This is a genomic window from Butyrivibrio sp. LB2008 (assembly GCF_000621565.1).
Lineage (GTDB): Bacteria > Bacillota > Clostridia > Lachnospirales > Lachnospiraceae > Butyrivibrio.
Genome location: NZ_JHXZ01000020.1, coordinates 35,338 through 61,285, shown reverse-complemented (window position 1 = coordinate 61,285; position 25,948 = coordinate 35,338). Strand labels below are relative to the sequence as shown.

General features: G+C 40.5%; 22 protein-coding genes, 2 tRNA genes and 1 other annotated feature. Of the genes, 19 read left to right on the top strand and 5 right to left on the bottom strand.

All coding sequences use genetic code 11. The features are described from left to right. The first annotated feature begins 194 nt into the window (after positions 1–194). The 9 genes from T356_RS0107955 to T356_RS0107915 all read left to right on the top strand — a co-directional run bounded on the left by T356_RS0107955 (position 195) and on the right by T356_RS0107915 (position 10,036). Positions 195–2,081, top strand: a complete 1,887-nt coding sequence (locus T356_RS0107955) for a right-handed parallel beta-helix repeat-containing protein (RefSeq protein WP_026514044.1) — start codon at positions 195–197, stop codon at positions 2,079–2,081. 92 nt (positions 2,082–2,173) lie between these two features. Further along, positions 2,174–2,551 (top strand): hypothetical protein, encoded by a 378-nt coding sequence (locus T356_RS0107950; protein ID WP_026514043.1) that lies wholly within the window; start codon positions 2,174–2,176, stop codon positions 2,549–2,551. Positions 2,552–2,701: 150 nt separating this feature from the next. Next, positions 2,702–3,625 (top strand): AAA family ATPase, encoded by a 924-nt coding sequence (locus T356_RS0107945; RefSeq protein WP_026514042.1) that lies wholly within the window; start codon positions 2,702–2,704, stop codon positions 3,623–3,625. Beyond that, complete coding sequence (locus T356_RS0107940; RefSeq protein WP_026514041.1) at positions 3,622–4,692, top strand: DUF58 domain-containing protein; 1,071 nt, start codon at positions 3,622–3,624, stop codon at positions 4,690–4,692. The genes T356_RS0107945 and T356_RS0107940 overlap by 4 nt, the downstream gene beginning before the upstream one ends. Beyond that, a complete protein-coding gene (locus tag T356_RS0107935) occupies positions 4,619–6,901 on the top strand; it encodes a transglutaminase-like domain-containing protein (protein ID WP_026514040.1) in 2,283 nt (760 codons plus the stop codon). The genes T356_RS0107940 and T356_RS0107935 overlap by 74 nt, the downstream gene beginning before the upstream one ends. Before the next feature lie 105 nt (positions 6,902–7,006). Further along, positions 7,007–7,501, top strand: coding sequence for an RNA polymerase sigma factor (locus T356_RS18805; protein WP_035780719.1), 495 nt, complete (start codon positions 7,007–7,009; stop codon positions 7,499–7,501). After that, positions 7,458–8,192: a hypothetical protein gene (locus tag T356_RS0107925; RefSeq protein WP_026514039.1), complete on the top strand. Its 735-nt coding sequence runs from the start codon at positions 7,458–7,460 to the stop codon at positions 8,190–8,192. The genes T356_RS18805 and T356_RS0107925 overlap by 44 nt, the downstream gene beginning before the upstream one ends. Then, a complete protein-coding gene (locus T356_RS0107920; protein ID WP_026514038.1) occupies positions 8,183–8,875 on the top strand; it encodes an ABC transporter ATP-binding protein in 693 nt (230 codons plus the stop codon). Before T356_RS0107925 ends, T356_RS0107920 begins: the two co-directional genes overlap by 10 nt. A 15-nt stretch (positions 8,876–8,890) precedes the next feature. Further along, positions 8,891–10,036 carry an ABC transporter permease subunit gene (locus T356_RS0107915; protein WP_026514037.1) on the top strand — a complete coding sequence of 382 codons (1,146 nt, stop codon included), beginning with the start codon at positions 8,891–8,893 and terminating at the stop codon, positions 10,034–10,036. Between the two features lie 49 nt (positions 10,037–10,085). Here T356_RS0107915 and T356_RS0107910 read toward each other — a convergent pair whose 3' ends face one another. Further along, a complete protein-coding gene (locus T356_RS0107910; RefSeq protein ID WP_026514036.1) occupies positions 10,086–11,774 on the bottom strand; it encodes a hypothetical protein in 1,689 nt (562 codons plus the stop codon). 435 nt (positions 11,775–12,209) lie between these two features. On the opposite strand from T356_RS0107910, the gene T356_RS0107905 reads away from it, so the two are divergent. Next, on the top strand, positions 12,210–13,163 hold the full coding sequence (locus tag T356_RS0107905) for an Abi family protein (protein WP_026514035.1): 954 nt from the start codon (positions 12,210–12,212) through the stop codon (positions 13,161–13,163). Positions 13,164–13,362: 199 nt separating this feature from the next. Here the strand turns inward: T356_RS0107905 and T356_RS0107900 are convergent, their stop codons facing one another. Together T356_RS0107900 and T356_RS0107895 are read right to left on the bottom strand one after the other, a co-directional pair. Further along, complete coding sequence (locus T356_RS0107900) at positions 13,363–13,905, bottom strand: NUDIX hydrolase (RefSeq protein ID WP_026514034.1); 543 nt, start codon at positions 13,903–13,905, stop codon at positions 13,363–13,365. Between the two features lie 79 nt (positions 13,906–13,984). Then, positions 13,985–14,623 carry an HD domain-containing protein gene (locus T356_RS0107895; protein WP_026514033.1) on the bottom strand — a complete coding sequence of 213 codons (639 nt, stop codon included), beginning with the start codon at positions 14,621–14,623 and terminating at the stop codon, positions 13,985–13,987. Positions 14,624–14,750: 127 nt separating this feature from the next. Here T356_RS0107895 and T356_RS0107890 point away from each other — a divergent pair, with 127 nt between their 5' ends. Both T356_RS0107890 and T356_RS0107885 read left to right on the top strand, forming a co-directional pair. Then, entirely contained in the window at positions 14,751–16,001 is a 1,251-nt protein-coding gene (locus tag T356_RS0107890) for a MerR family transcriptional regulator (RefSeq protein WP_026514032.1), read from the top strand. Continuing rightward, positions 15,991–16,203, top strand: a complete 213-nt coding sequence (locus T356_RS0107885) for a hypothetical protein (RefSeq protein ID WP_026514031.1) — start codon at positions 15,991–15,993, stop codon at positions 16,201–16,203. Before T356_RS0107890 ends, T356_RS0107885 begins: the two co-directional genes overlap by 11 nt. A 66-nt stretch (positions 16,204–16,269) precedes the next feature. Here T356_RS0107885 and T356_RS0107880 read toward each other — a convergent pair. Then, positions 16,270–16,342 (bottom strand) — tRNA-Gly (locus T356_RS0107880). A gap of 242 nt (positions 16,343–16,584) precedes the next feature. Between T356_RS0107880 and T356_RS0107875 the strand changes: the two genes are divergently transcribed. Continuing rightward, complete coding sequence (locus T356_RS0107875) at positions 16,585–17,256, top strand: DUF5680 domain-containing protein (RefSeq protein WP_026514030.1); 672 nt, start codon at positions 16,585–16,587, stop codon at positions 17,254–17,256. A 73-nt stretch (positions 17,257–17,329) separates the two neighbouring features. Here T356_RS0107875 and T356_RS0107870 read toward each other — a convergent pair whose 3' ends face one another. Next, positions 17,330–18,583 (bottom strand): class I SAM-dependent rRNA methyltransferase, encoded by a 1,254-nt coding sequence (locus T356_RS0107870; RefSeq protein WP_026514029.1) that lies wholly within the window; start codon positions 18,581–18,583, stop codon positions 17,330–17,332. A 153-nt stretch (positions 18,584–18,736) separates the two neighbouring features. On the opposite strand from T356_RS0107870, the gene T356_RS0107865 reads away from it, so the two are divergent. From T356_RS0107865 to T356_RS21680, 6 genes are all read left to right on the top strand, one after another. Next, a tRNA-Gly gene (locus T356_RS0107865) sits at positions 18,737–18,809 on the top strand. Between the two features lie 369 nt (positions 18,810–19,178). After that, on the top strand, positions 19,179–19,649 hold the full coding sequence (locus T356_RS0107860) for a GAF domain-containing protein (RefSeq protein ID WP_026514028.1): 471 nt from the start codon (positions 19,179–19,181) through the stop codon (positions 19,647–19,649). A gap of 18 nt (positions 19,650–19,667) precedes the next feature. Continuing rightward, positions 19,668–20,738: a threonine aldolase family protein gene (locus T356_RS0107855; RefSeq protein ID WP_026514027.1), complete on the top strand. Its 1,071-nt coding sequence runs from the start codon at positions 19,668–19,670 to the stop codon at positions 20,736–20,738. Positions 20,739–20,815: 77 nt separating this feature from the next. Further along, positions 20,816–21,066, top strand: a binding site (T-box leader). A 43-nt stretch (positions 21,067–21,109) separates the two neighbouring features. Next, complete coding sequence (ileS, locus tag T356_RS0107850) at positions 21,110–24,301, top strand: isoleucine--tRNA ligase (RefSeq protein WP_026514026.1); 3,192 nt, start codon at positions 21,110–21,112, stop codon at positions 24,299–24,301. 68 nt (positions 24,302–24,369) lie between these two features. After that, a complete protein-coding gene (locus T356_RS21085) occupies positions 24,370–24,522 on the top strand; it encodes a hypothetical protein (RefSeq protein ID WP_155838997.1) in 153 nt (50 codons plus the stop codon). After that, entirely contained in the window at positions 24,516–25,898 is a 1,383-nt protein-coding gene (locus T356_RS21680) for a flagellin N-terminal helical domain-containing protein (protein ID WP_026514025.1), read from the top strand. The genes T356_RS21085 and T356_RS21680 overlap by 7 nt, the downstream gene beginning before the upstream one ends. Positions 25,899–25,948 lie beyond the last annotated feature (50 nt).

Genomic DNA, 25,948 nt, shown 5'->3' with positions numbered 1-25,948 from the left:
GTGTAAAGTATTTTAGTTTTGTTAATTTAAATTTAGCCAACTTAACAAAAACTGCAACATTTCCCAAAATTCTGTCAATTGATATTTGCCAAATCTCCCATTATACTGATTATATTGTACTTTTTCACTATGTTTACAATATGTGAACTTTGTTAATTTAATTAGCGTATCATTTTATTAAAAGGAGGGCCTTAATGCATAAAAGAATGAAAAAACTATTTTCGACAATTCTGACATTTTCTCTTATTGCCGGAATTGCAGTTGTTGCCAAACCGCTTGAATCTCGGGCAGCAACATCTACATCATGGAACTTTAAAAATAATTCTTTCAAAAATCTGGGCACAATTTCTTCGGAAGTCACTATAGATAATCTGACACTTGTAGCCACAAAAGATTTACCCATGAAAGTAAAATCAAAGAAAGCTACAATAGGCGATATATCCTATACTTATGCGCTTGCGCTCGGCGGAAGGGGCGATAAGAACGGACGATCCGTGAAAGTTCCCATAAGTGGAGATGACACGATCAAAGTCACACTTTCAAGTTCTTCAAATTCATCCCCACGTACACTCATTGTTGCAAATGAATCAGGGACTCAGCTTGCAACAATGAACGCAGGTACTTCTGCTTCTACAGAATCTTTTAACTATGCCGGTTCAGACAGCTATTTATGGTTATATTCGAAGAACAGCGGTATCGATATATTTAAAATACAGGTAGATTCAAGAGGTAATGGCAACTCACCATCAAAAACCGATAATTCATCAACTAACGCTTCCGATCAGCAAAATATTACGGAAGATAAATCTTCAGATAATACGGAGCCCACTAAAATTCAGACCGAAGTTCAGAATACGTCTGACGGTAAAGTTGTAACAAGTTATAAAGAGCTTGTGTCCGCAGTATCTTCTGCGCAATCATCCGGAGGCGGAAAAGTATATGTAAGCGGAAACAGGATTTCCTGTGATGGGCAGCTTTCTCTTTCTTCATCAAATGCAAATGTACAGATTATCGGTATTCAGAATAACGATGGTACTTATCCCGTCCTTGATTTTACTCCGTTTATGAAATCATATATCGGAAAAAAATCCTCTGATAGTGCTGTAGGAATCAGAGTAACCGGTTCTAAGTATACGATTAAAAACCTTATCATAGAGCACGCCCCTGATAACGGAATACAGATTAAAGGAAGTTCCGCAGGAAATAATACCGTTTCAAACTGTATTGTCCGCTACAATAATGACGCCGGTCTTCAGGTAACCGCAGGCGCATATAACAACAACATTGAATATGTATGCAGTTACCGCAACTGTGATGTATATACCAGAGGCGGAAATGCCGACGGTTTTGCGCCTAAGCTCGGTGCAGGTAAAGGCAATACATTTTCTTATTGTTACGCCTGGGATAATTCCGATGACGGATGGGATTCGTATGATAAAAGCGGCGAAGAGACTCCTGATATAACCTACAAATACTGTGCTGTATGGAATAACGGCAATCCTAATGTATTTACAGGAAAATATGATTTTGATAAAGGAGAAAAGCTGGATGAAAACCTCTTGTTGATTCAATTGATAGAAGCAAAGGATCCATCTTTTGCCTCAAAATATAACAGTGGAAATTTTGCCCTTCCCGGCGGTAATATTATTGCAACAGATAGCGGTAATATTTCTCTGTCAGCCTGGACAGGTGATAAATACGACGGCAATCCCAACGGATTTAAATTAGGTTCCGCCCAGTCAACTTCAAGGTCAACACGTACAATGTCATATTGCCTTGCATTTAATCAGTCACGAAAAGCATTTGATAATAATAACAGTGCGTTGACAGCAAGCTTTGATCACTGCATCGCATTTGACAGCGGATATAATTACTATATTTCTCCGTTTAAGATCACAGGCTGGACAAACGTAATAGGCTTCGGCGGAAAATCGGCAGATAAACTTCCAAGTGGATATTCAGTTGCAAAACCTTCAAATGAGGGCAACATTAGAAATACCGTTGAATCCACAAAAAATGCTATTATCTCAAGTTGCAAAAAAAATGTGATCCCAGGAAAGGTATACTTTAATATTTTCTAATTTATTTCAAAAGACGTCTATAAAAACGTACGATTTATTGATAAAGACTGCCCCTTGTAGTATGATAGAGACTGCAAGAGGTAGTTTTTCTGTTGTTTGAGAAAAGTGCATCTGATAAAAGTGTCTTTTTTGGAGAAAGGGAGGGACTTAGGATGAATTTGGAGGGAACAGAAAGAATCGACAATCTATGTAGACGATTACGAAGAGCGAATATAATAGCATTTACTTTCACATTTGTTATTATCGCGGCAATCCTGACACTCAGCATAATAACCAAGAACCCGGGACAGAGAGTTAAGAGCGTAAAGATTAATTACGCTGCAGAGCAGGAAATAAGAGATGTAATTGACTACGAAGAGTATGAGAACGGCAAATGGTATAGAGGAGATCTTCAGTACGATCACACAGAAGACCTTGATTACGGAGTTAAATGTGTGAACTATACCGGAGTTTTATATGTGAGTAAATAAATGGAAGCTGAGAGCGCGAGTCTCTCAGCTTTTTGCGTAGAGCACTTATCGAGTCAAGTGAATTTGTAGTAGATGTCATGAAATAAAGTGCATGAAAGTACCAATTAACGTTATAATTGTAATAAGTCAGGCTATAGGAGGTCATGCACTATGAATGAGCGGGCGCAGAAGTTAAAGGACAACATAGAAAAGAGAATAGTCGGAAAAGGCGATGTGATCGAGAAGATCATCATTGCGCTTTTGGCTGAGGGACATGTACTCTTGGAGGATGTGCCGGGAGTCGGTAAGACGACTATCGCGAAGGCACTTGCGGACTCTGTCTCTCTTTCTTTTGCAAGGATTCAGTGTACACCTGACACGATGCCGTCAGATATAACGGGAGTTTCGATATATGATTCGAAAAAAGCGGAATTCTCCGTGATTCCGGGACCTGTTGTGAGCAATATCGTTCTTGCGGATGAGCTTAACAGGACGTCTCCAAAGACTCAGTCCGCTCTTTTGGAAGTGATGGAAGAGCACAGAGTCACGATAGACGGCAAGGCTATCGAAGTTCCGCAACCTTTTATGGTAATAGGAACGCAGAACCCTGTTGATATGGCAGGAACGTATCCCCTTCCCGAGGCTCAGCTCGACCGCTTCATGATAAGACTTTCGGTGGGATATCCTGACACGAAAGCATCGGAAGATATGGCGGAGAGGTTTCTTTTGGGACAACTCCATGAGGAGACGGAGTCCGTTCTTTCGGGAAAAGAAATTCTGGATATGAGAAAAGGAGTAGCTTCAGTCTCTGTAAAAGATAATCTCAGAAGCTATGCGGTAAATATAGTAGATGCAACCAGAAATAAAGCTGAGATTGCTGTCGGTGCTTCGCCGAGAGCTCTTTTGTCCATGCTAAGGTGCGCTCAGGCTATAGCATATCTTGCGGGCAGAGATTACTGCATTCCTGAAGATATCACGGATGCAGCTAAACTAACACTTCCTCACAGACTGATACTTACAGGAGAAGCAAGGCTCAGCCATATAACAAGTGAGGAACTGGTCAGGAGCATACTTGGTAAAATCAGCGTGCCATGAAGATAACAATTATAAAAAAAGGACTTATCATCTATCTTGCAGAACTTTTAGCCGGCATAATCTTTGCGAGCTTTTATGGCGGCCCTGTTGCTTATGCGCCTCTTTTTGCGCTTTTTCTGATTATTCCCGTATCAATCATATATATTGTCTTAAACTATGCATTCCTGAGAGTCTATCAGGAGGTTGAAGTTCATAAGCTCACGAAAGGTGAGGAGCATAAGTATCGCGCACTAGTTGAAAATGCAGGTTTTCTCCCTATCCATAATATGGAGATCGGCACATTCAAGAGCCGTTGTAACCTCTATGAAATCCCTGATAAAACAAAGCTTTCACTTGATATTCACGAGAAAAAAGAACTTCTTTCGGGCATCAACTGCCTGTTTGCGGGAGTATATGATGTCGGACTTGAGAATGTATCTTTTACGGATCCGTTTCGCATTTTTTCTGTGTCTTTTAATATTCCCTATTCGTTTCGTGCCATTGTAAAACCAAGAATAACAGAAATTGCAGGTAAAACGCTCGATCTCGAGAACCTGTACAGCAGTCGTGGGCGCAAGAGCGAACGAATCTTTGAAGATACTCCGGGAAATGACATAAGACAATATGTAAGAGGAGACAGTCTCTCGGCAATAAACTGGAAGGTTTCGGCAAAGGCGTCAAAGCTCATGGTCAGAGTTCCTGACAAGATGGAAAAGAGAACCCTGTCGATTTTAATGAACGCGGATAGCCGTCCGGAGAGCGAACAGGATACTGATTTTCTCATAAAGCGCGACTATTTCCTTGAATTTGTGGTCTCGGCGGCGTGGCTTTTTGGAAATCAGGGTATTCCCGTGACGATAGTCTATCCTGCAGGAACAGTCAGAGAGCAGCTTGTCGATTCGCGTGAGAGTTTCATGGAGTTCTATAACACTGTTTCAGACGGTCTTTTATATTCGTCGGACCTGGAATATTCCAAAATACTTGATCTTGTTAAAACATGCAGGAGTATGAAAAATGACAGAGAAACATGGATCGTTATCACAGAAAATCCCGGAGAGGGAGAAAATTTTATCAGTATTTGCGACTGAGACGGTAAGCGCACTGTTTGCTTTTTCTTTTTCTGCGCTTTTTTCGGAGCTGTGTTATGTTCTCATGGGAGATGAAGTCACATGGGGAGATGTGGCTTTTCCGTTTTGGAGCATCACGTTCTTTATGCTTTTTACGGGAATGTATTATCTGTTCAGAATTTTTGTTTCTGACAAGGTATCAGCTGTTTTATCTCTGCTTCCCGCACTTCTTTTGTTCTTTTTGGGAAAAGATATCTCGGTACTCCCGATTCTTTTGCCTTCGATGATCTTTGGTATAGCTCTGAGGCTGGCGATTCATTTTATCCCAAACAGGAAAAAGAAGCTTCTTTATGCTGCGCTTTTGCTTGATGTTATTACCTTGCTGTTTTTCTTTGTAGGTGGCGAAGTTGGAAGACTGGGTGTAGCGGAAAAAATGTTGTGTATCTGCCTTGTTGCGCTGACATTTTCTGCGGTTCAGACTTATTTTTACGAAAAGAACAAAGATCCTTTTCCAATTTATTATTTTCTTATAATCGCGGTCATCACGCTTGTCATTCCGATAAAAAAAGATCCGATAAACTGGAATAAAGTTGTGAATCTGGGGCAGAAGATAGCATATAGGATAGAGACGTTTACGTCAGATGTTTCTTACCGTCTTTCATCTCTTTTCGGAGAAAGTTATACGGCAGGCTACAGCTCGATTGATTCAAACGGAGAAAAGCTTGAGGCAGGTGAAAAAACACAGCTGGTCATTCATACTAAAGATCAGCCGTATCATACATACATTGATGAAGAGACGGGCCAAAAAATTAAGCTCAGGAAAACTCTATATTTTGCAGGTGGAAGAGGTGCTGACAGGGAACAGCTTGTGCGGTTTATAAATTTCCTGTATGAAAATGGCGTTGACAGAGAGAGGGTACTTGAATTTACAGATATCTCAAACATTGAAGTTGAGTATGCTTATCTGAATACCAAGGATATAATCGCTCCTGCATTTACTTTTTTGGCAACGGAGCAGGATGGACAGATTAAAGAAGGCGTCAGTTCCAAATTGCACAGGAAGGGCTATAAGATAAATGTAAAATATCTTGATATAGATTATGCAAGCACGCTATTTACGGAAATGCTCAGAGAAGAGCGGGAAACAAGCTCATTACTTAGCTATGACGAAGCCTTTGATTATGTGATAAGGCTTTTTGGGATAAAGTTTGGGGATATCATGAGCCGCGAGGAATATGAGGCGGCTGTTTCTAATATTAAGTCCGGAGTCGGAAAAGAGTACCTTGATGTCACGGGAGCGGATTCACGGCTAAAAGACCTTGCGGAGGAGATTACGGAAGGTGCCGAAACTGATTATGACAAGTGCAGGATGCTTGAAGCGTATCTTCGGAAGTATACATACAGCACAAATGCGGTCGGAGGATATAATTCCGGTTCAAATATGAGCACGGCTGAAGGAATGGCGGATATTGCGCAAAGATTTCTTTTTGACACGGGAAAGGGATATTGCGTTCATTACACATCGTCCATGATAATGCTACTTCGTCTGTCAGGGATTCCCGCGCGGGCAACGAGTGGATTCAGGTTTGCTTTTCCTTTCACCAAAGCGGATGAGTATGAGGTCAGCTCGAGCTGTGCGCATGTATGGCCTGAAGCTTATATAGAGAACGTGGGCTGGATCCCGTTTGAGCCGACAGGTGCTTATTATGCTTTGTCAGATCATTCCTGGCACAGGGCTGATGCAAAGGCAAATGCCGAAAATAATGCACAGTACGCAGGTGGTACAAATCCGTATGAATCATCGGATATTCCGATATATGCTGGGAGCGTGGAAGAAGAGGAGCCGGTATCTAAGCTTTTGGCATTTAAAGTCTTTTTGCCGACAATAGTTTTTACAGTGATCCTCATAATTGTGTTGGCTGCGGGAATCTATCTGATAAAGATTCTGCGGTATAAATATGGAACACCGAGCAGGAAGCTGTTCTACGATGTTGAACAGATAAAGAGAGTTCTCATAAAGCGCTCCGGCAACAATCTAAAGGATAGAGGACTGCTGTCTGAATTTAAGGAAGCCGCTCCGGAAGAGCTGCGGGAAGACCTTGGCAAAGTGTTCGATGTCTTTTACCGCGTTGTTTACGGAACCGGAGACAATACAGCCCCCACACCTGAAGAAAACGCCCTTGCCTCAGAAATGCGAAAGAAACTGAATGAGCTAGGGGGACGGGGTTAGTGGACCATTATTTTCAAAAAAATTGAAAAAAAATTAATTTTGTGCGCACATTTCTCGTGCGCCCTACGTCTAACATTATAGAAGGGAGGATGTAAGAAGTTTTCCATGGAAATAGAACAGTATTATGACAAGATATATCGATATTGCTACTTTAAAGTAAATAACAAAACTTTGGCAGAAGATCTGACACAGGAAACGTTCTTAAGATTTCTTGGTGCGGACTGCGTCTATCCTGACAGATATCTGTATACGATCGCAAAGAATCTGTGCATAGATGAGTATCGCAAGAATAAGCCCGAACTCACAGATATCAACAATTGTGAAGAAGAATTGGGGATTCAGAGCGGATTTGAAAATGCTATTGTGGATAAACTGTCCGTCAAACAGGCTTTGGATGAAATATCCGACGAAGACAGGGAACTGTTGATACTTAGATATGTCAATGATGAGCCTATGTCTGAGATATGCAAACTGACAGGAATATCAAGATTTGCGGTCTACAGAAGATTAAAAGATGCAAAGAGCAGGTTACAAGTGCTCTTGGAAAGGGGAAATGATGAGAGATTCCGAAATAAAGATCTTGCTGAAGGGCTACTGTGAAGCTCCCGATAATATGAAAAAAGATGCGTTTATCCGCAGTATCGGCCGAAAACAGCAATTTGAGAAAGTTAGTTTTGTTAAAATGCTTGCACTGCAAGCCCGTTACATACGCAAAAGAATGTGGATAATCTCAATTCTTCTTTTGGCATGGGCGGTATTCAATATTAGTGGCTTAGAAAGTGAAAAAGTAGAAATAATATCCAAGATCATGCCGTTTTTTGCGTGCTTTGGCATGATCGAGGGATGCAGGGCAAAGATGCATGAGATGTCAGAGCTTGAAGGAACGACTCTTTTTTCCGCAAAGGGAGCGTATTTTGCCAAGATGGCTGTAATTGCGATGGCACATTTTTTTACAATAGTGTTACTTGCAGTCTTTACGCCGGGAGCACATGAGAAAGGATGTCTCATCGTTATGGCAAGGCTTCTCATTCCGTATATTGTCACAAGTATCCTTTCGATGGAAGCGGAAAGAAGTATCAGAAGCTGTGGTAAAGACAATGAAGGAATCCATATCGCAATTCCGTTTTGTGTGGCATTGGTCGTATTTTACGGACGAGAGGTCCTGTATGATATGCACGTGACAGACAGCCTCGACGCTTCCAAAGTGATGATGTTGCTTGCATTGGTGCTGGTATTTCAGACAATTGAAGTGAAAAAGACGGTTAAGTTGGAGGAACTTTTATGGAATTAAAGATAGACAGGCTTACAAAGCAATATGACAGTAAGATTGCGGTGGACAGAATGAGCTTTAGCCTTGAAAAAGGTGTAACAGGACTGCTTGGCGCAAACGGAGCAGGAAAGACTACGCTCATGCGTATGATGGTTGGCTTGCTGTCGCCGACGAGCGGAGAAATAAATTATGACGGTATTCCTGTTAAATCGGAAGAATATAGAAACGTACTCGGCTATTTGCCTCAGGATTTCGGATATTATCCTGAGTTTTCGGGAAAAGAATTTTTGATGTATTTTTGTGCGCTTAAGGGACTGGATAGGAAAGCTGCGAAAGCGAGGACAGCAGAGCTTTTAAAGCTTGTAGGTCTTGAAGATGTTGCTGGAAAAAAGGTCAAAAAGTATTCAGGCGGTATGAAACAGCGCCTTGGTATTGCACAAGCTCTTATCAATCGCCCGGAAGTGCTTGTTCTTGATGAACCCACAGCGGGACTTGATCCAAAAGAGAGAGTGAGATTCAGAGAGCTTATTGAGAAAATCGGAAAAGAGGCGATAGTTCTTTTGTCCACCCACATAGTATCTGACGTTGAGAATATCGCTGACAGGATCATAATGATGAACAGCGGACAGATAGTGTGGCAGGGAACTTGGAAAGAAGAGGATGGAAGTTTGGAGGATTTCTATCTAAAGACATTTATGCAATAAGACCGGAGGATGAAGATGGAAAAGAAGCATTGTTTTGGGGCATTATACGAATTTGAGCTTTTAAAGATATTAAAGAATAAAGTGGCTATAATTACTTTTTTAGTCCTGTTTGGATATGCTTTTATACAGGGAGAGTTTGAAGTCAGAGGGAACATATCATCGCAGGAGTTAAGTAAGTATGAAGAGATAAACGGCAGGACTATTGATGAAGGCTTGCTTGATGAGCTTAAGGCTGTTTCCGATGATGCGGGCAACGTTACGGATGATAACAGAAAGGGGTATCAGCAGCTTGCATATTGGATAGAAGAGGTGATCGGTTACAGAGCGCCGATAAAGGATCTTGATATTGAAACTATATATTCAAAGAGGGAGAGCAATATACAGGAGGGCTACGAAGCTATGTGCCTTACTCCCGAAGAAATCGATTTTTGGAAGAGTAAAGAAAAAGAGGTGAGCAGGCCTTTTTTATATCATGATACGATCAGATCGAGCGGTATACTTGAAGGAACAACAAATTATATGCTCATGATGGCGATCATAATAGCAGCGGGGCTTTCGTCGATATTTGCATCGGAAACCCAGAGAAGAACCGATCTTATGGTGAGTGCATCGATAAATGGTAAAAAAGAACTATACTTGGCCAAGATACTTGCGGGAATGACTTATGCTTTCGGATGTGTCGCAGTCTTGCTTATTACATTCTATGCGTATACCGCGTGCAGATGGGGAATTACAGGGATGGATTGCATGGTACAGTCATATAGGCCTCTTGCACAGATGAATATGACACTTGGAGGGCTTCTTGCAATACTGGTTACATTGCTTGTTTTTGGAACATTATTGATTGCGTCTGTGACGCTTTTTATATCAAATGTAACAAGGAATGCTGTGGCTACGATGACGATTATAATCGGCATGTTTATAGGTTTGTTCATGGCAGGATTGCATGTGCCGTTAAAAGCAAGATTTTTGTCACAGCTTCTGTACCTGTTTCCGGGAATTCAGGTTACGTCAAGGGTGCTGTATGATTACAGACTGATAAAGATCGGCAGGTACTTTACGCAATATCAGGTTGCGCCGGTGTTGTATATTATGCTTTCTGTTGTGTTTATTGTTGCGGGATACGTGTTTTATGCGAGATATGAGATTAAGAATAATTAAGGTAAATGGGTTGTCGTATGTAGCGACAACCCATTTGCTATGTCCGATTTTATTTGGTTTCAAATTTCCACGTGTTTTCAGAGACTTCTGTTGTTGTAATACTGTGCATCAAAATTTTTTCAAGATGTTTGGTGATCATCTGAGTAGTATCATCAGAATCACTGTATAGCAAGACTGTCTTATCACTTATCAGAGAAGTCATCGGATTTTCAATATTGTTTTCGTGTGCGTAGTAAAGTGCTGTCGGTGATGGTGTTATCCAGTTTCCGAGGTAGCAGGAATTACTGTACAGATTATGCCATTTTGAATGAGTGATAGATATTGGATTGTTAGTCACATAAAAATCTGTCAAAAGGTAGAATGAATCCCGGTTTTCCTTAAATGTTTCCAAACGTCCGGAAATATCAGCCTCATGTGCTACAAGATGTTTGTCTTTAACATATCTCCACTGGTATGTCATGTATATTGTAAATATGCCCATTAGTATTAAGGCAATACTGACAGATATAGTGCGTATTTTTTTGGCTGATGCGATTGTAATGAGCTTTGGTGATCTTGACAGGTAATAGCTGGAAAGGAGGAGTACCGATATATATACTCCAAGTTCTGCTCTCCACATAAATCTGCCAATGCATGCAAAGTACCAATAGATCGCTGTCAATCCGCCGAAATTGATGATCGCGAAAGCTTTTGATATATAGTTTTTTCTGAATAATAACAGAATAATACAGGTCCAGGTAATGAATACGGGACCTAAGCTTCCTGCGGGAACTCTTGTAGGAACATCAAATAATTTTATAAATGTGTCCTTAATGGTATCGGCAGTAATTCTTATGTGTGTATTGTTGCAGCGATTTTCAATGGAATAAACCTTTTTGAGCCATGATGTAGTGTAAAAATCAGTATCTCCAAATAACCATTTGCTGAAAAGAGCTATGTCATTTTCATCCGTATTGATGGAATTATATTTGTCGGGATCGTGCTGATAATCAAGGCGCATGTAATCTCGAAGATTAACACTGGCTTTATCATATTCCCAATAAGCTTTCCAATCGGGATGGATAGCTCTGAAAGAGTGCTCTGCAGCTAAAAGAACAATAATACCGACTGCGACCGTGATAAGAGGCTTTAATATGTCTTTTATTCTTAAGGAGTCAGGTCTATTGCGGGTTTCTAAATATATAAGGAATGAGAAAACTGCAATAAACGGAAGTGCCATCAGAAAACAGTTAAAGCGTCCGGCAACTCCGGATAAAAAGAGCAATGCGCCCCATATCCAATGCCTGTTCTTTTTGAATAGTGAATGTACAATGATAATAAAACCTGCGGAAATCCACAATGATGCGGATTTGGTATATTGTAATGCGATAAAGAAATCTCGGGAGAGCATGATATTTATCAAAACAGTTGCAAACTCAGATACTGTAAGACCGTACTTTTCAAGGCATATAGAGCAAAATGCCGATATAGAAAGAACATTAAGGCTGACCATAAGCCAGTAATACCAATTAACCTGAGGTAAGATCATATTTAGAAGGTAAGCCGGTACTCCATACAGTATATTGCTGTTAGGAATATAGAAAGAATAGTTTTTTCCAAATGCTCCGGCACTGATGAGATTCCTGAAAGTATCATCATTTCCGGCATAATCCAGAGTCCCTCCCAGAATACTAAAAGCACATATGATTACTGTTGTAATGAATATTACGAGTGACTTATGTTTTGAGATGGTTTTCATTTTGGGCTCCAAGATATTAGATTTTTTGATAAAAAAGAAGAAATAAAAATCAATCATTATCATGATAACAAGCGACAAACCGAATGACAATCGGCTTGGGCGATAAAACTATGAAATTTTTGTGGAATATGGGCAGAACGTGTATATTATAGTGGATTAAGTAGTCTGGATTTTAAAGAGTACTAATAATAACCAATATTTTAAATGTAATATATTAGCGCACATGTTTCAGATTGAAACATGTGCGTTTCCGAGTTGTCTACCTTGTTATACACACAAATGCATTTAGAAAAAATTTATTGAAAATTGGATGAAATAGTGTTATCTTTTAATTAGACCGTAGGAAGGCAAGGGTAATGCCCGAATCCAAATATTCCATTAGCGGGATTAAGAATGGTATATCCATTCTTTTTTTTTACCTAAAGGAGATACAAAATGCCCAATACTGAGCTTCCGATAGATTTAGAGCAGCAAGTACTCATGATGAAACGATATGTAAACTTTCGTCAACGTAAAAAGATAAGAGAGTTTCTATCCTATGCTGGATATTTCAGAGCAAGTAGATATGGAAAATATTTATTATCAAAAGTTGGGGTGTTAGGCAGCAAATCTAATACATCTCTTTATTTTGATACATACAATTTTGATCTACAATTAAGGCAGTTGCTTTTTAAATACTGCATGAAAGCAGAAATATACTTCAAGAGCAATCTCAGCAATGCCATTTCCATAAAGACTGGAGATGCTGCATTCTATTTGGATAAGCAATACTACACGCCCACAAAGAGTGAAAAAGACAAAAACACTCGAAACAAAAACATCAGGTTTTTCAATACCCGTTTTTTCCCAGGGTTAGTTGATCAGGAGGAAGCACTACGTAAAGATGTAGTAAAGCATCCAGAACTAAAAGAATATCGCAAGGGTGGATCAAGACAGAATAATGTTCTTCCTGTATGGGCGGCATTTACTTATTTTGAATTGGGCACCATAGTTATGATGTATTCCTATTTACGCGGTGACCTAAGAAAAGAAGTACTTGATTATGCCTACACAGGAAATAATTATAAAAAAGAATTCACCAAGCAAATGGATACTTGGCTTGATGCAATACGAAACCTCAGAAATTACTGTGCACATCACTCAATGGTAATTGGAATGACTTCATCAGTAGTTATTCTTGATAAAAGAGATTCCGCCGTTTTATTACCCAATAATACCAACTTATATTCTAGGTTGTATGCGTTAAAGAAAGTTTTGCCCTATAAAGATGGTGAAAGCCTTGGCAATGAACTAAATAAACTGGTTAGCAGTAGCAAAATTGATGTTTACAAAATGGGTATTTTGCCTGTTAATTGGAAAAGATTATATGATCAAATTGTTATTCTATAAACGATCTTGTTATCTTTTTGCACATAGTGCCTGATAGTAGTATTATAGTTATGAATTGCGGTGGACATCTTCGGATTACACCTGGAAGAACCTGATGCGTCGGGTTCTTTTTTGTCAAAAATCACAAGTATTCTGTTGGTTATATCATACGAATGAGGGTGATATAACCAACAGACATTAAATTTCGCAAAACAAAGAGTTATTTATAAAACTGAAATGCATATAATAAGCCCAACATCGCGATTCCGTCCTTGGTTTCATTATTTTTTAGCATCTCAAGTACTTGTTCTTTTGAGAGCCATTTCTTGTATGCAACTTCATCAGTATCAAATAGTGAACCTTCCATATCTACTCTGGCCGCAAAACAGTGGCATATACAGTCCGACATTCCATTTGCAGGATTTTGAGAGCAAAGAAAACTTACGTCCTTCAAAGAACAGCCGGTTTCTTCAATACATTCTCTTCTTGCAGCTTCTTCAGGGCTTTCGCCTTCCTCGATTTTACCGGCGGGGATTTCCCATTCAAGTCTTCCAACAGTGTATCTTCTGTGACGAATCAACAGTACCTCATCTTTTTCATTAAAAATCGTCACACAAACAGCTTCTTTTGGATAATGCACCTGATGGTACTTTTCAATGATATAGCCACTTGGAAGTTTTACCTTATCAGCGTACAAACATACAAAATCACTTTCATATATTACTTTTCTATCAAGCCTTTTGGGCATAATTATATTTTCCATATTGTCCCTTCCCGATTTACTTCATTCTAAAAATTTTCTCTATTTTTTAAATAATCCTCAACCTATCACATTCGCCGCTTCAGTTACTGTTTACCGGTGGCTTCCAGGGCTTAGGGCAGAGAAGTGTAGTTATGCCTATATTCGGAAGAACATCATATATAGAACATCCCATTCTCTCTTCAAAATCTTCTTTTATTTTGAAGGCAATCTCCCAACCTTTAATGTAGCCTTCCATAATCCCGTATCGTCTTGTAACATCAACAAATCGTTTTTCCAGTATTACAAATCCATAATCTGTGGCAAGAGAATCGCAGAGCTGGATCAGTTTGTCGTAATCATCCGGTTTACCACAATTCATTATGTAATCTTTGATAGCCTTCTCATGCTCTGTTTCCGGCTCGCAGCTAAACTCATCCTGCATGCGAAGATAAGAATGTGTCATGCATATTCTTGCTACTTCATCCCAGCCTTTTTCCATGCAGTACTTGTACCCTTCATATACGTGCGTAGGAATATCAACGAAGCCATATTTACATCTTCTTCCGATATCATGCAAAAGGCCGACTATATAGGCTTTCTCTGAATCCATATCAGGTATCTTTTCTGCAATATTACGAGCTGCTAAGCCAACATTCTTTGAGTGATCCACCCATGGTCCGGGATTCAGTTTTCTTGCTATTTCTAACTCTTCAAGAGCTTCTTTGATACTTGGAAACACCTGTTATACCTCCTTATCCTGACTATATTCAGGCACGCACTGAACTTATATCATGTTATAATCAGATTATAAAAGATGACGTTACGTAACCTTCAAGCACTTTTTTGACTATATTGGAGAAAACTTTATGAATAAAAAAGGCTACTATTCATCCGGACAATTTGCCAAAATGGCTCACGTATCGGTAAGAACTATAAGATTCTATGATCAGAAGGGGCTACTTGCGCCATCTTATATAACAAAGTCAGGTGCAAGATTTTACACGGATTACGATTTTGCAATTCTGCAGCAGATATTGCTTTTAAAATACCTGGGATTTTCTCTGGATGAGATAAAAGAAATACCAAATGGTCGGGCTGATAATCATTTCATTCTTAATGCCCTTAAGATGCAGAAAAAGCTGCTTTCAGAACGAATTGATGAGATGAAAAATGTTGAAGAAGGTGTAAATGCCACCATAAAAGCTATAGAAAGCACTGCTACTCCCGATTGGAAGCAGATGCTGGATCTGATTCACATGACTTCAATGGAGAACAACTTAAAGAGCCAATATCAAAATGCAAGCAACATCTCTGCCAGAATAGAACTTCATAACAAATATTCAACGAATAAACAAAGATGGTTTAACTGGGTATTACAGGAATGTGATATCTCTTCCGGGATGAATATTCTTGAGCTTGGTTGCGGTAATGGAGCATTATGGGCCGAGAATATAGGCGAATTGTCCAAACGTAAATATTCGGATATACAAATAACTCTTTCAGATATCTCTGCCGGGATACTGCATGATGCAAGACAGAATATAGAAAGTGCTACAAAGGCATATTCAAAAGAACTGCGAGACTTAACATTTTCTTACAAAGCATTTGATCTTAATGCTATACCATTTGAAGATAAGTCCTTTGATTTAGTAATTGCAGGCCACGTCCTTTTTTATTGTGAAGATGTCCATCTTGCCTGTAAGGAAATAAGCAGAGTGCTAAAGCCTGGCGGAAGACTAGTCTGCAGCACATATAGTAGTAACCATATGAAAGAAATCAGAGAGCTGGTAAAAGAATTTGATGATAGAATTATGCTTTCCAGCAATGACTTATACAAAATCTTTGGCTTGGAAAATGGTGCTGATATCCTGCGTGACGTATTTGAAGAAGTGGAGCTAAAAAAATACAAAGATGAAATAATCATTACTGACTCTGGTCCATTAATCGATTATATTTTTTCATGCCACGGCAATCAGAACCACTATCTTCTGAACAGATATGCAGAATTTAAGAATTATATTATGAAAAAGGTAAGTCACGAATTCCACATCACCAAGGATGCCGGGCTCTTTATTGCCATTAATCCAAAAAAGTCAGGTATTCCGTATGAGTCTTAACAGCAACGTATTTATCCCACTTGGACTGCCTGTCACTCAGAGAGCTTACCTTCTTGGTCATTCTGTTGAAACTAATGAGAGATTCTATTCTCATATGAAGACAGAGTCACTTGTTGATCTGAAGGATCTCCTTAACAGAGCATGTCAGGTAAATGCTGCACCAGATGTACAAAATGAATCTATACACACACCAAAATCGTGAATTTTGGACAAATAAAAAACTCCGAAAGGCCCATGAATACTAGGCTTTCCGGAATTTAACCCTTAGAGCGATAGACGGGGCTCGAACCCGCGGTCTCGACCTTGGCAAGGTCGCGCGTTACCAACTACGCCACTATCGCATATATATGAAGTCGCTTGCGCGACAGCAATAGTAATGTTATACCAATCAGAAAAATATGTCAACAGAAAAAACAATTTTTTATAGCACACCTTTTTTTGAAATTATTTTATTATTATTGTTGTTGTTGCTGTCAAAAGTTTTTTCCCTTTTGAAATGCATAAAGAAAGTAGCAAAAAAGCAACTGCCTATCTATTGAGACAATAACCGCTGTCTTGTAAGCTTATAGCGGAGGTAATGATAATGGTTTTCGCAGAGAAGTTACAGATTCTAAGAAAAAACAAAGGATATACACAAGAGGCTCTTGCAGAAAAGCTGGGTGTTTCAAGGCAAGCTGTTGCCAAATGGGAATCAGGCCAAATATATCCGGATATTTCAAATCTTATTCAGATAAGTGATCTTATGAGCGTCAGTGTCGATTATCTGGTTAAGGATCAAGACTGTGCTTTGAACATCAAACAACAGCTAAATACCGATCTTGATGAACTGATAGCTTTCAGATTGGAAGCGAATGTTAATACATATGCCGCGTGTACAAATGAAGTTGATGCTACCAGACCTGCATCTCACGACTTCAGATTTGAGAACGGCAAGTATATGTATCACGATACATATGTAGGCGGAGAGACGTTTGCCGGAGAAGAAGCTATCTGGAAGGAAGGGCAGACTATTTATGCCATGAATTATATGGGGAGAGTTTTGTCCGATGGGTTTAGTGGAAACTTCTTGAAAGAAGCTTTAAGAGCCGCAGATTTAAAGATGCCTTACAGAGGACCGGAATTATATCGGTCAGGTGAATACACGTACAGATGTAACGTGACAGGTGATTTTACCTGGTTTCAGGGATATGAAGAGATTTATAAGGAAGATCACAAGGTATATGAGTGCGTGTTTCACGGTGGATTGGTGAAATGATTCTATTACAAGAAGAAAAGCCGGTAAAAAAATTTACCGGCAAAGTTATAGCTATTATTTATCTACTCTATTCTTACAGCTCATCGCTAACCTGGAAGATCACGAACTTAAGGTAGTAAGATGCTGCTCCGCCCCAAAGGATGGGATGATCCATGGATTGCTGCCTGAATTCTACCTGTTTAAGACGTTTGTGGGCATCTCTTGCTGCGTCGGCAATAGTCTTAAGGAAAAGTTCCTCGTCCATAAAATGTGAGCATGAGCATGTTGCAAGATATCCACCGTCTTTAACAAGTTTCATACCACGCATGTTTATTTCTTTGTATCCTGTGACAGCCTTTTTGATCGATGCTCTGGATTTGGTGAAAGCTGGAGGATCGAGTATTACGACGTCATAGAGTTCTTTTTCTCTTTCAAGAGAAGGAAGAAGCTCGAATACATCGGCGCATTTGAATGTAGCTACACCGGATAAGCCGTTGAGAGCAGCATTTTCACGCGCTTGTTCACAGCCAAGTTCCGAAGCGTCGACACCAAGAACTGATGTAGCGCCTGCGGCTGCGGCGTTGAGAGCAAATGAGCCTGTGTGAGTAAAGCAATCGAGAACTTTTTTGCCCTTACATAACCCGCGGATGGACTGTCTGTTAAACTTCTGGTCGAGGAAAAAGCCTGTTTTCTGACCGTTTTCCACATCTACGTAATATTTTACTCCATTTTCTTCTATGAGAACTTTGGTATCGAATTCTTTTCCGATAAAGCCTTTTGTGCGCTCGAGACCTTCAAGTTCACGTACCTTGGCGTCACTTCTTTCATAGATACCGTTGATAGTTACACCGTCGCTTTCAAGAACCTCTTTGCAAAGGTCGATTATCAAGTCTTTCATCCTGTCTGTGCCGAGAGCAAGAGACTCAATAACAAGCACGTCAGAGAATTTATCTATCGTGATACCCGGGATAAAATCAGCTTCCCCAAATATAAGTCTGCATGAAAGCTTTGTAAGAGCTTCACTTTCAGACAGATTACCAAGATAATCGCGAATGTAGCCTGCCATAACATTTTTTCTATAGTCCCAGGCGTTTTGAATACGCGTTTTAAGAAGCTCTTTTGTCACAGGGTGATCCTGCTTTCTGGACATCATTCTGACTCTGATCTTGGATGTGGTATTGATGAAACCATATCCCATAAAATAACCGTCAAAGTCGTGAAGTTCTATAATATCTCCGTTATCAAAAGAGCCCTCCACTTTAGCTATTTCATTATCGTAAACCCAAAGACCGCCAGCCTTAAGCTCACGTCCTTGTCCTTTTTTAAGAAATACCTTGGCATCAGAAATCTTTATATCCAAATCTATATCCTCTCTGTATTTGCATGATTAAAATTCTATCAACGCAAGATAATATACCACATTTTTGCAAATACATGTTGACAATGTAGTAAATTTATTCTAAAATCAATTCGTTGTCACAGTTGTGATGACTACATAAATGCGATAGTGGCGTAGTTGGTAACGCGCGACCTTGCCAAGGTCGAGACCGCGGGTTCGAGCCCCGTCTATCGCTCTTAAGAACCTCAGATGATTTCATCTGAGGTTTTTTTCTGTATATAAAATTTCTATAGGAAGCGGTGGCGTATAAAATTACGTGAGCGAAGAGAGAAAAGCGGGAAATATCACGTAAAAAATGACAATTTTGGGGGAGAAATTACGTGAGAGAAGAAGAAAAAAAGGAATTATCACGTAAATGAGAGCGGTTATCGGCAGAATTTTACGTGAGAATAAGGGGGAACCGTGTAAATTTCACGTATGAGAGATCCACATGAAAATAGATTGTGCACAAGATAAAATGATGTTAGAATCGTGGATATGGATGAAAGTTCATATCCACTTTTTCGTTGAACAGCGAATTTTTTTGTATTAAGGAGTACTATTTATGACAGATTACAAGTTACTTGCGGCGCAGATAAAGGTCCTTGCAGAGGATGAGCCCAATTTCATTCCGGTTTTGTCCAATGCATCGGCTCTTTTATATGAGAATATGGAGAACCTTAATTGGGCGGGATTTTACCTGATGGATAAGGGATCTCTTTTGCTCGGGCCATTCCAGGGGAAAGTAGCATGCATCAGAATTCCGCTCGGAAAGGGCGTTTGCGGAACGGCTGCAGGAAATGATGAGACGCAGCTTGTTGCGAATGTTCACGAGTTCGCCGGACACATCGCATGCGACAGTGCGTCCAATTCAGAAGTTGTTGTACCACTTCACAAAGATGGCAAGGTTATAGGAGTACTTGATATAGACAGCCCCAGTCTCAACAGATTTGATGAAGATGATAAGGCAGGACTTGAACTGTTTGCAAAGACTCTTGAAGAAGTAATAGATTTTACCGCAGTTTCATTTAACTGACAGATAGCGAGGATATATATGGATAATAGGATTTCATTTTCAAGTGATTATACAAAGGGTGCGCATCCGCAGATCTTAAAGCGCCTTACGGAGACAAATTTTGAGCAGATAGACGGATACGGTACGGATGAGTATTGTAAGAGCGCTGCCGAGAAGATAAAGAAAGCGTGTGAATGTCCGGAGGGAGAGGTCTTTTTCCTTGTCGGCGGAACGCAGACCAATCAGACAATAATCGATATGCTTCTTCAGCCTTATGAAGGAATAGTTGCAGCTGAGACGGGACATATCGCGGCGCATGAGGCAGGCGCGATAGAGCATGCGGGACACAAGGTTCTTACTGTTCCCGGACGCGGAGAAGAGAAAGATACCGAGAAATACGGATCGGATATCGGTAAATTATCTGCAACAGATGTAGAGAAGCTTATTTCGAACTTCTATGATGATGCAAATCATGAGCACATGGTATTTCCGGGAGCGGTGTATATCTCACATCCTACAGAGTACGGAACTCTTTATACCAAAAAAGAGCTTGAGAATATTTCAAATGTCTGCAAGAAGTTCAATATTCCGCTGTTTATTGACGGTGCTAGACTCGGATACGGGCTTATGAGTAAAAGAACCGATGTGACAATAAAAGATATTGCTAAATATGCAGATGTATTCTATGTTGGCGGAACAAAGGTCGGCGCACTCTTTGGCGAAGCGGTTGTATTCACCAAGGGAGTTACAACAAAGCACCCGATTCCTGTGATCAAGCAGCACGGCGCACTTCTTGCCAAGGGATGGCTTCTTGGACTTCAGTTTGACACTTTGTTTACCGACGATCTTTATTTTGAGATCAGTAAAAAAGCTATCGAAGCAGCAGAGCTTTTAAAAGAGGGACTTAAGAGCAAGGGATACAAGATATTCCTTGATTCTCCCACAAATCAACAATTTGTTGTGGTTTCAAATGACAAGCTTGAGGAACTCTCCAAGAATGTCAGATACGGATTTTGGGAAAAATATGACGAAAATAACACCGTGATCCGCTTTGCAACTGATTGGGCAACCGAAACAGCCGATGTGGAGAAACTTTTAAGCTATTTATAATCTGTTATATCAGCAGGCTAAAAATCAGACTTGCGTATTTAGGAGATTAGTAGTAACATATTGCAATATATAAGAAGAAAAAAGCTATGACGAAGACAGTACGTGGTATTTGAAAGCTTACAGAGAGCCGATGGTTGGTGCGAATCGGTGCGAGTAGAAACTGACAGAAAATCACTTCTGAGCTGCGAAATCGAAATGACAGTAGATTTTGACGTGTATCCCGGCGTTAACGGGGAGCGTATTCAACCGGGATGTTGTTTGACAGATCTTGGCGCGTATGTGTAAACAGGTGGTATAACGAGAGTACATTAATGGCCTCGTCCTTTTTACAAAGAAGGACGAGGTCTTATTTTTTTGAAAGGAGTTTTCAGATGTATAACAAAGTCGAAACTGACATGAACTTTGTCGGCAGAGAAAAGAAGATTGAGGAATTCTGGAAAAAAGAAGACATTTTCAAGAAGAGTGTAGATACCAGAAGTAAGGGTGAGATGTATATGTTCTATGACGGCCCTCCGACAGCTAACGGTAAGCCTCATATCGGACACGTTCTCACACGTGCTATCAAGGATATGATTCCCAGATACCGCACTATGAAGGGATATACAGTTCCTCGTAAAGCAGGATGGGACACTCATGGTCTTCCTGTTGAGCTTGAAGTTGAGAAACTCCTTGGTCTTGACGGTAAAGAGCAGATTGAAGAGTACGGAATGGAGCCTTTCATCCAGAAATGTAAGGAATCCGTATGGAAATATAAGGGAATGTGGGAAGATTTCTCCGGCACAGTAGGATTCTGGGCTGATATGGAGCATCCCTACATTACATATGATGACAACTTTATTGAGTCTGAGTGGTGGGCTCTTAACGAGATCTGGAAAAAAGGTCTTCTTTACAAGGGATTCAAAGTAGTTCCTTACTGCCCTCGTTGCGGAACACCTCTTTCATCACACGAGGTTGCTCAGGGTTATAAGCTTTTGAAAGAGCGTACAGCGGTAGTTCGCTTCAAGGTTAAGGATGAGGATGCATATTTCCTTGCATGGACAACAACACCTTGGACACTTCCTTCAAACATCGGTCTTTGCGTAAACCCTGATGAGAAATATATCAAGGTTAAAGCTGTAGACGGAAACGTATATTATCTTGCAGAGGCTCTTACCGATAAGGTACTTGGTTCTCTTGCAAAAGAAGAAGGACAGAAGGCTTACGAAGTTCTTGAGACTTACGTAGGAACAGATCTTGAGTACAAAGAGTATGAGCCTTTGTATCAGTGCGCAGCAGATGAGGCTGAGAAACAGCACAAGAAGGCATTCTTTATCTATTGCGATACATATGTAACTATGTCAGACGGTACAGGTATCGTACACATCGCTCCTGCATTCGGTGAAGATGATGCCCGTGTAGGACGTAAGTATGACGCTCCTCTTGTACAGATGGTAGATTCAGAAGGTAAATTAAAGCCTGAGACTCCATTTGGAGGAATGAGATGTAAGCCTACACAGAAAGAAATGGATGAGGGCGCTGTAAGTGCGGATCCCGAGGTATTAAAAGACCTTGATAAGAGAGGACTTTTGTTCGCTGCACCTAAGATGGAGCACGATTATCCTCACTGCTGGAGATGTGGAACACCGCTTCTTTACTATGCTCGTTCATCATGGTTTATCAAGGTTACAGAAGTTAAGGATGACCTTATCCGCAACAACAAAGAGATCAACTGGATCCCTGAGTCAATCGGTAAGGGACGTTTCGGTGACTGGCTTGAGAATATTCAGGACTGGGGAATCTCACGTGACAGATATTGGGGAACACCTCTTAATATCTGGGAGTGCGATGACTGTGGACACCAGCTTTCAGTTGGTTCAAGAAAAGAGCTTGCTGAGCTTTCGGGAGATCCTTCAGCAGAGACAACAGAACTTCACAGACCTTATATCGATAAATTTGAGATCACTTGCCCTAAGTGCGGTAAGAAGATGCACCGCGTAAAAGAAGTTATCGACTGTTGGTTTGATTCGGGTGCAATGCCTTTCGCACAGCTTCACTATCCATTTGAGAATAAGGAGCTCTTCGAGAAGCAGTTCCCTGCTCAGTTCATTTCTGAAGCTGTAGACCAGACAAGAGGATGGTTCTACTCACTTCATGCTGAGGCAACACTTCTCTTCAACAAGCCTGCATTTAAGAACGTTATCGTTCTCGGACTTGTACAGGATGAGAATGGACAGAAGATGAGTAAGTCCAAGGGTAATGCGGTAGATCCTTTCGATGCACTTGCTAAATACGGCGCAGATGCTATCAGATGGTACTTCTATGTAAACAGTGCACCTTGGCTTCCAAGCCGTTTCTCAGGTGATGCCGTTCAGGAAGGACAGCGTAAGTTCCTTGGAACACTTTGGAATACATATGCATTCTTTGTGCTTTATGCTAACATTGACGGATTTGATGCCGCTAATTATAAACTTGAGCCCGAGAAGCTCACTGTAATGGATAAATGGCTTCTTAGTAAGCTCAACAGCTGTGTGAAAGCAGTTGATGAGAACCTTGGAAATTACAGAATTCCCGAGGCAGGCAAAGCTCTTGATAACTTTGTTGACGAGATGTCCAACTGGTACGTTCGTCGTAGCAGAGAGAGATTCTGGGCAAAGGGAATGGAGCAGGATAAGATTTCTGCTTATATGACTCTTTACACAGCACTTGTAACAATCTGCAAGGCTGCAGCACCGATGGTTCCTTTCATGACTGAGGAAATCTATCAGAACCTTGTAAGAAACAGCTTCGCCGATGCTCCCGAGAGTATCCACCTCTGTGACTTCCCTGCTGTAGATGAGGCATTCATCGACCAGAAGCTTGAGAAGGATATGGAAGAAGTTCTTGATATCGTAGTACTCGGCCGTGCAGCAAGAAATGCAGCAAACATCAAGAACCGTCAGCCTATTGGAACAATGTATGTTAAGGCAGAAGAGACTGTTGGCGAGTTCTACAAAGAGATAATCAGAGAAGAGCTCAATGTTAAGGAAGTTTCCTTCACGGATGACGTAAGAGATTTCACAAGCTACAGCTTCAAGCCTCAGCTTAAGACACTCGGACCTAAGTACGGCAAGAATATCGGAGCTATCAAGGCTTACCTTGAGAAACTTGACGGAAATGCCACAATGGACGAGCTTAATACAAACGGCAGCATCAAGTTCAATGTAAATGACGTTGATGTAGAGCTTGTTAAGGACGATCTTCTTATCGAGATCGCTCAGAAGGAAGGATTCATTTCGCAGGAGAACTGGGGAATTACTGTTGTTCTTGATACAAATCTCTCAGAAGAACTCATCAAAGAGGGATTCGTACTTGAAGTTATCAGTAAGATCCAGACAATGCGTAAGGATTCCGGCTTTGAAGTAATGGATCACATCAAAGTATCACTTAACGGAAACGATAAGCTTGCAGCGATCGTTAAGGATAACAACGACAGCATCGCAACCAAGGTTCTTGCAAATGAGATCGTATTCGGAACAGATGTTGCCAATGCAAAAGAATGGGATATCAACGGCGAAAAGGTTACTATCGGCGTAGAAAAAGTCTGAATTATTAAGCAGACAGGAATCTTGAATATTTGAGTTAAAATTGATTTTGAAAAGTCCGAGAGGTAGAAATGCTTCTCGGACTTTTTTGCATATTTATACTAATTATCAGTGGAAAAGTTGACGATATATTTATTGATCGCAAGGATGCGACTACTTTGCATGGATGCAAAAATGTTGTTGGTGACATCGTTTTTTGGAATAAGAAGGATGCAGCATGGTAGTACAGCATAACTTAGCGGGAATGAATTCTAATAGACAACTTGGAATAACGACTACCGTTATGGCAAAGTCGTCGGAAAAGTTGTCGTCAGGATATAGGATAAATAGGGCTGCAGATGATGCAGCGGGTCTGGCAATCAGCGAAAAGATGAGAAGGCAGATAAGAGGACTTTCGATGGGCTCTGAGAATGTTCAGGACGGAATATCGCTGCTTCAGGTAGCGGATGGTGCGTTGGTAGAGGTCCATGATATGCTTCAGAGGCTCAATGAATTGGCGGTCAAGGCGTCTAATGAGACTCTTCAATCATCAGACAGGAGCTATATTCAGAAGGAAGTAGACCAGATCAAAAAAGAAATCGATCATATAGGCGCAACGGCAGCTTTTAACGAGAGATTGCTGTTTGACGATCTTTATCCAAACGGGTTACCTTTCAAAAAACTTTCAGATGTAATAAAATCATCCGCGGCAGAAACCGGAAGCTTGAAAGAAGCGTATAACAAAAACGGAAGATATTATCCTGCTGCTACGCTGGATTTCAGTGCAGTTGACTCGTCGGTAATAAGCGCTTTGAACGGCAAGGAATTTTCTTTTACCTGTGCACAAGCTTGTGATGAGGTATTTAAATTTTCTTTTGATACATCTACTACAGAGTGCAAAATAGATGGATCAACGACGCGGGGAAGCGGAACACATAACTATATAATCGGAATTAAAGACTGTAGTTCAGGAGTGGATATAGTAAATAAGATGTTTAACTTTGCTTATAATACACCTTTGACGGGAACAACAGAGGGTATAAATACTCCGAATTCAATTGCGGTAAGTCATTCCAATACTATAGAAAGAACGGGAGATGCCAAATTTGTTCTGTGGGGAAATGTAGGTAGCGGATATGCTACTGCAGATCAAGCGAAAAACCATAATTTTTCTTCGGGAATGGGACAGGTTGATTGTTCATCTTTTGACACAAGTATAAATGATGTAAGAGACCTTTGGATCCAAAGCGGCCCTGAAGGCGATGATGGATTGTTCATCACAGTCAACAGAGTGAACAGTGAAATAATCGGATTAAAAAAACTGGATGTATCATCTCCTGTGACAGCTAGACTTGGCATAGAAAAAGTAAAAGAGGCAATAGGCACAATAAGCGAGGAGAGATCATCTCTCGGAGCGCAGCAAAACAGGCTTGAGCATACATATAGAAACAATATGAACACAGAGGAAAACACTCAGGCAGCGGAATCTCTTATCAGAGATACAGATATGGCTGAAGAAATGGTCAGATTCTCAAATAATAATATACTTGCACAGGCAGGACAGTCAATGCTTGCGCAGGCTAATCAGACCAATCAGGGAGTAATGGCGCTATTACAGTGAAAATGGAAGGGACGTAAAAGAGCGTGGTAGTACAGCATAATATAACAGCA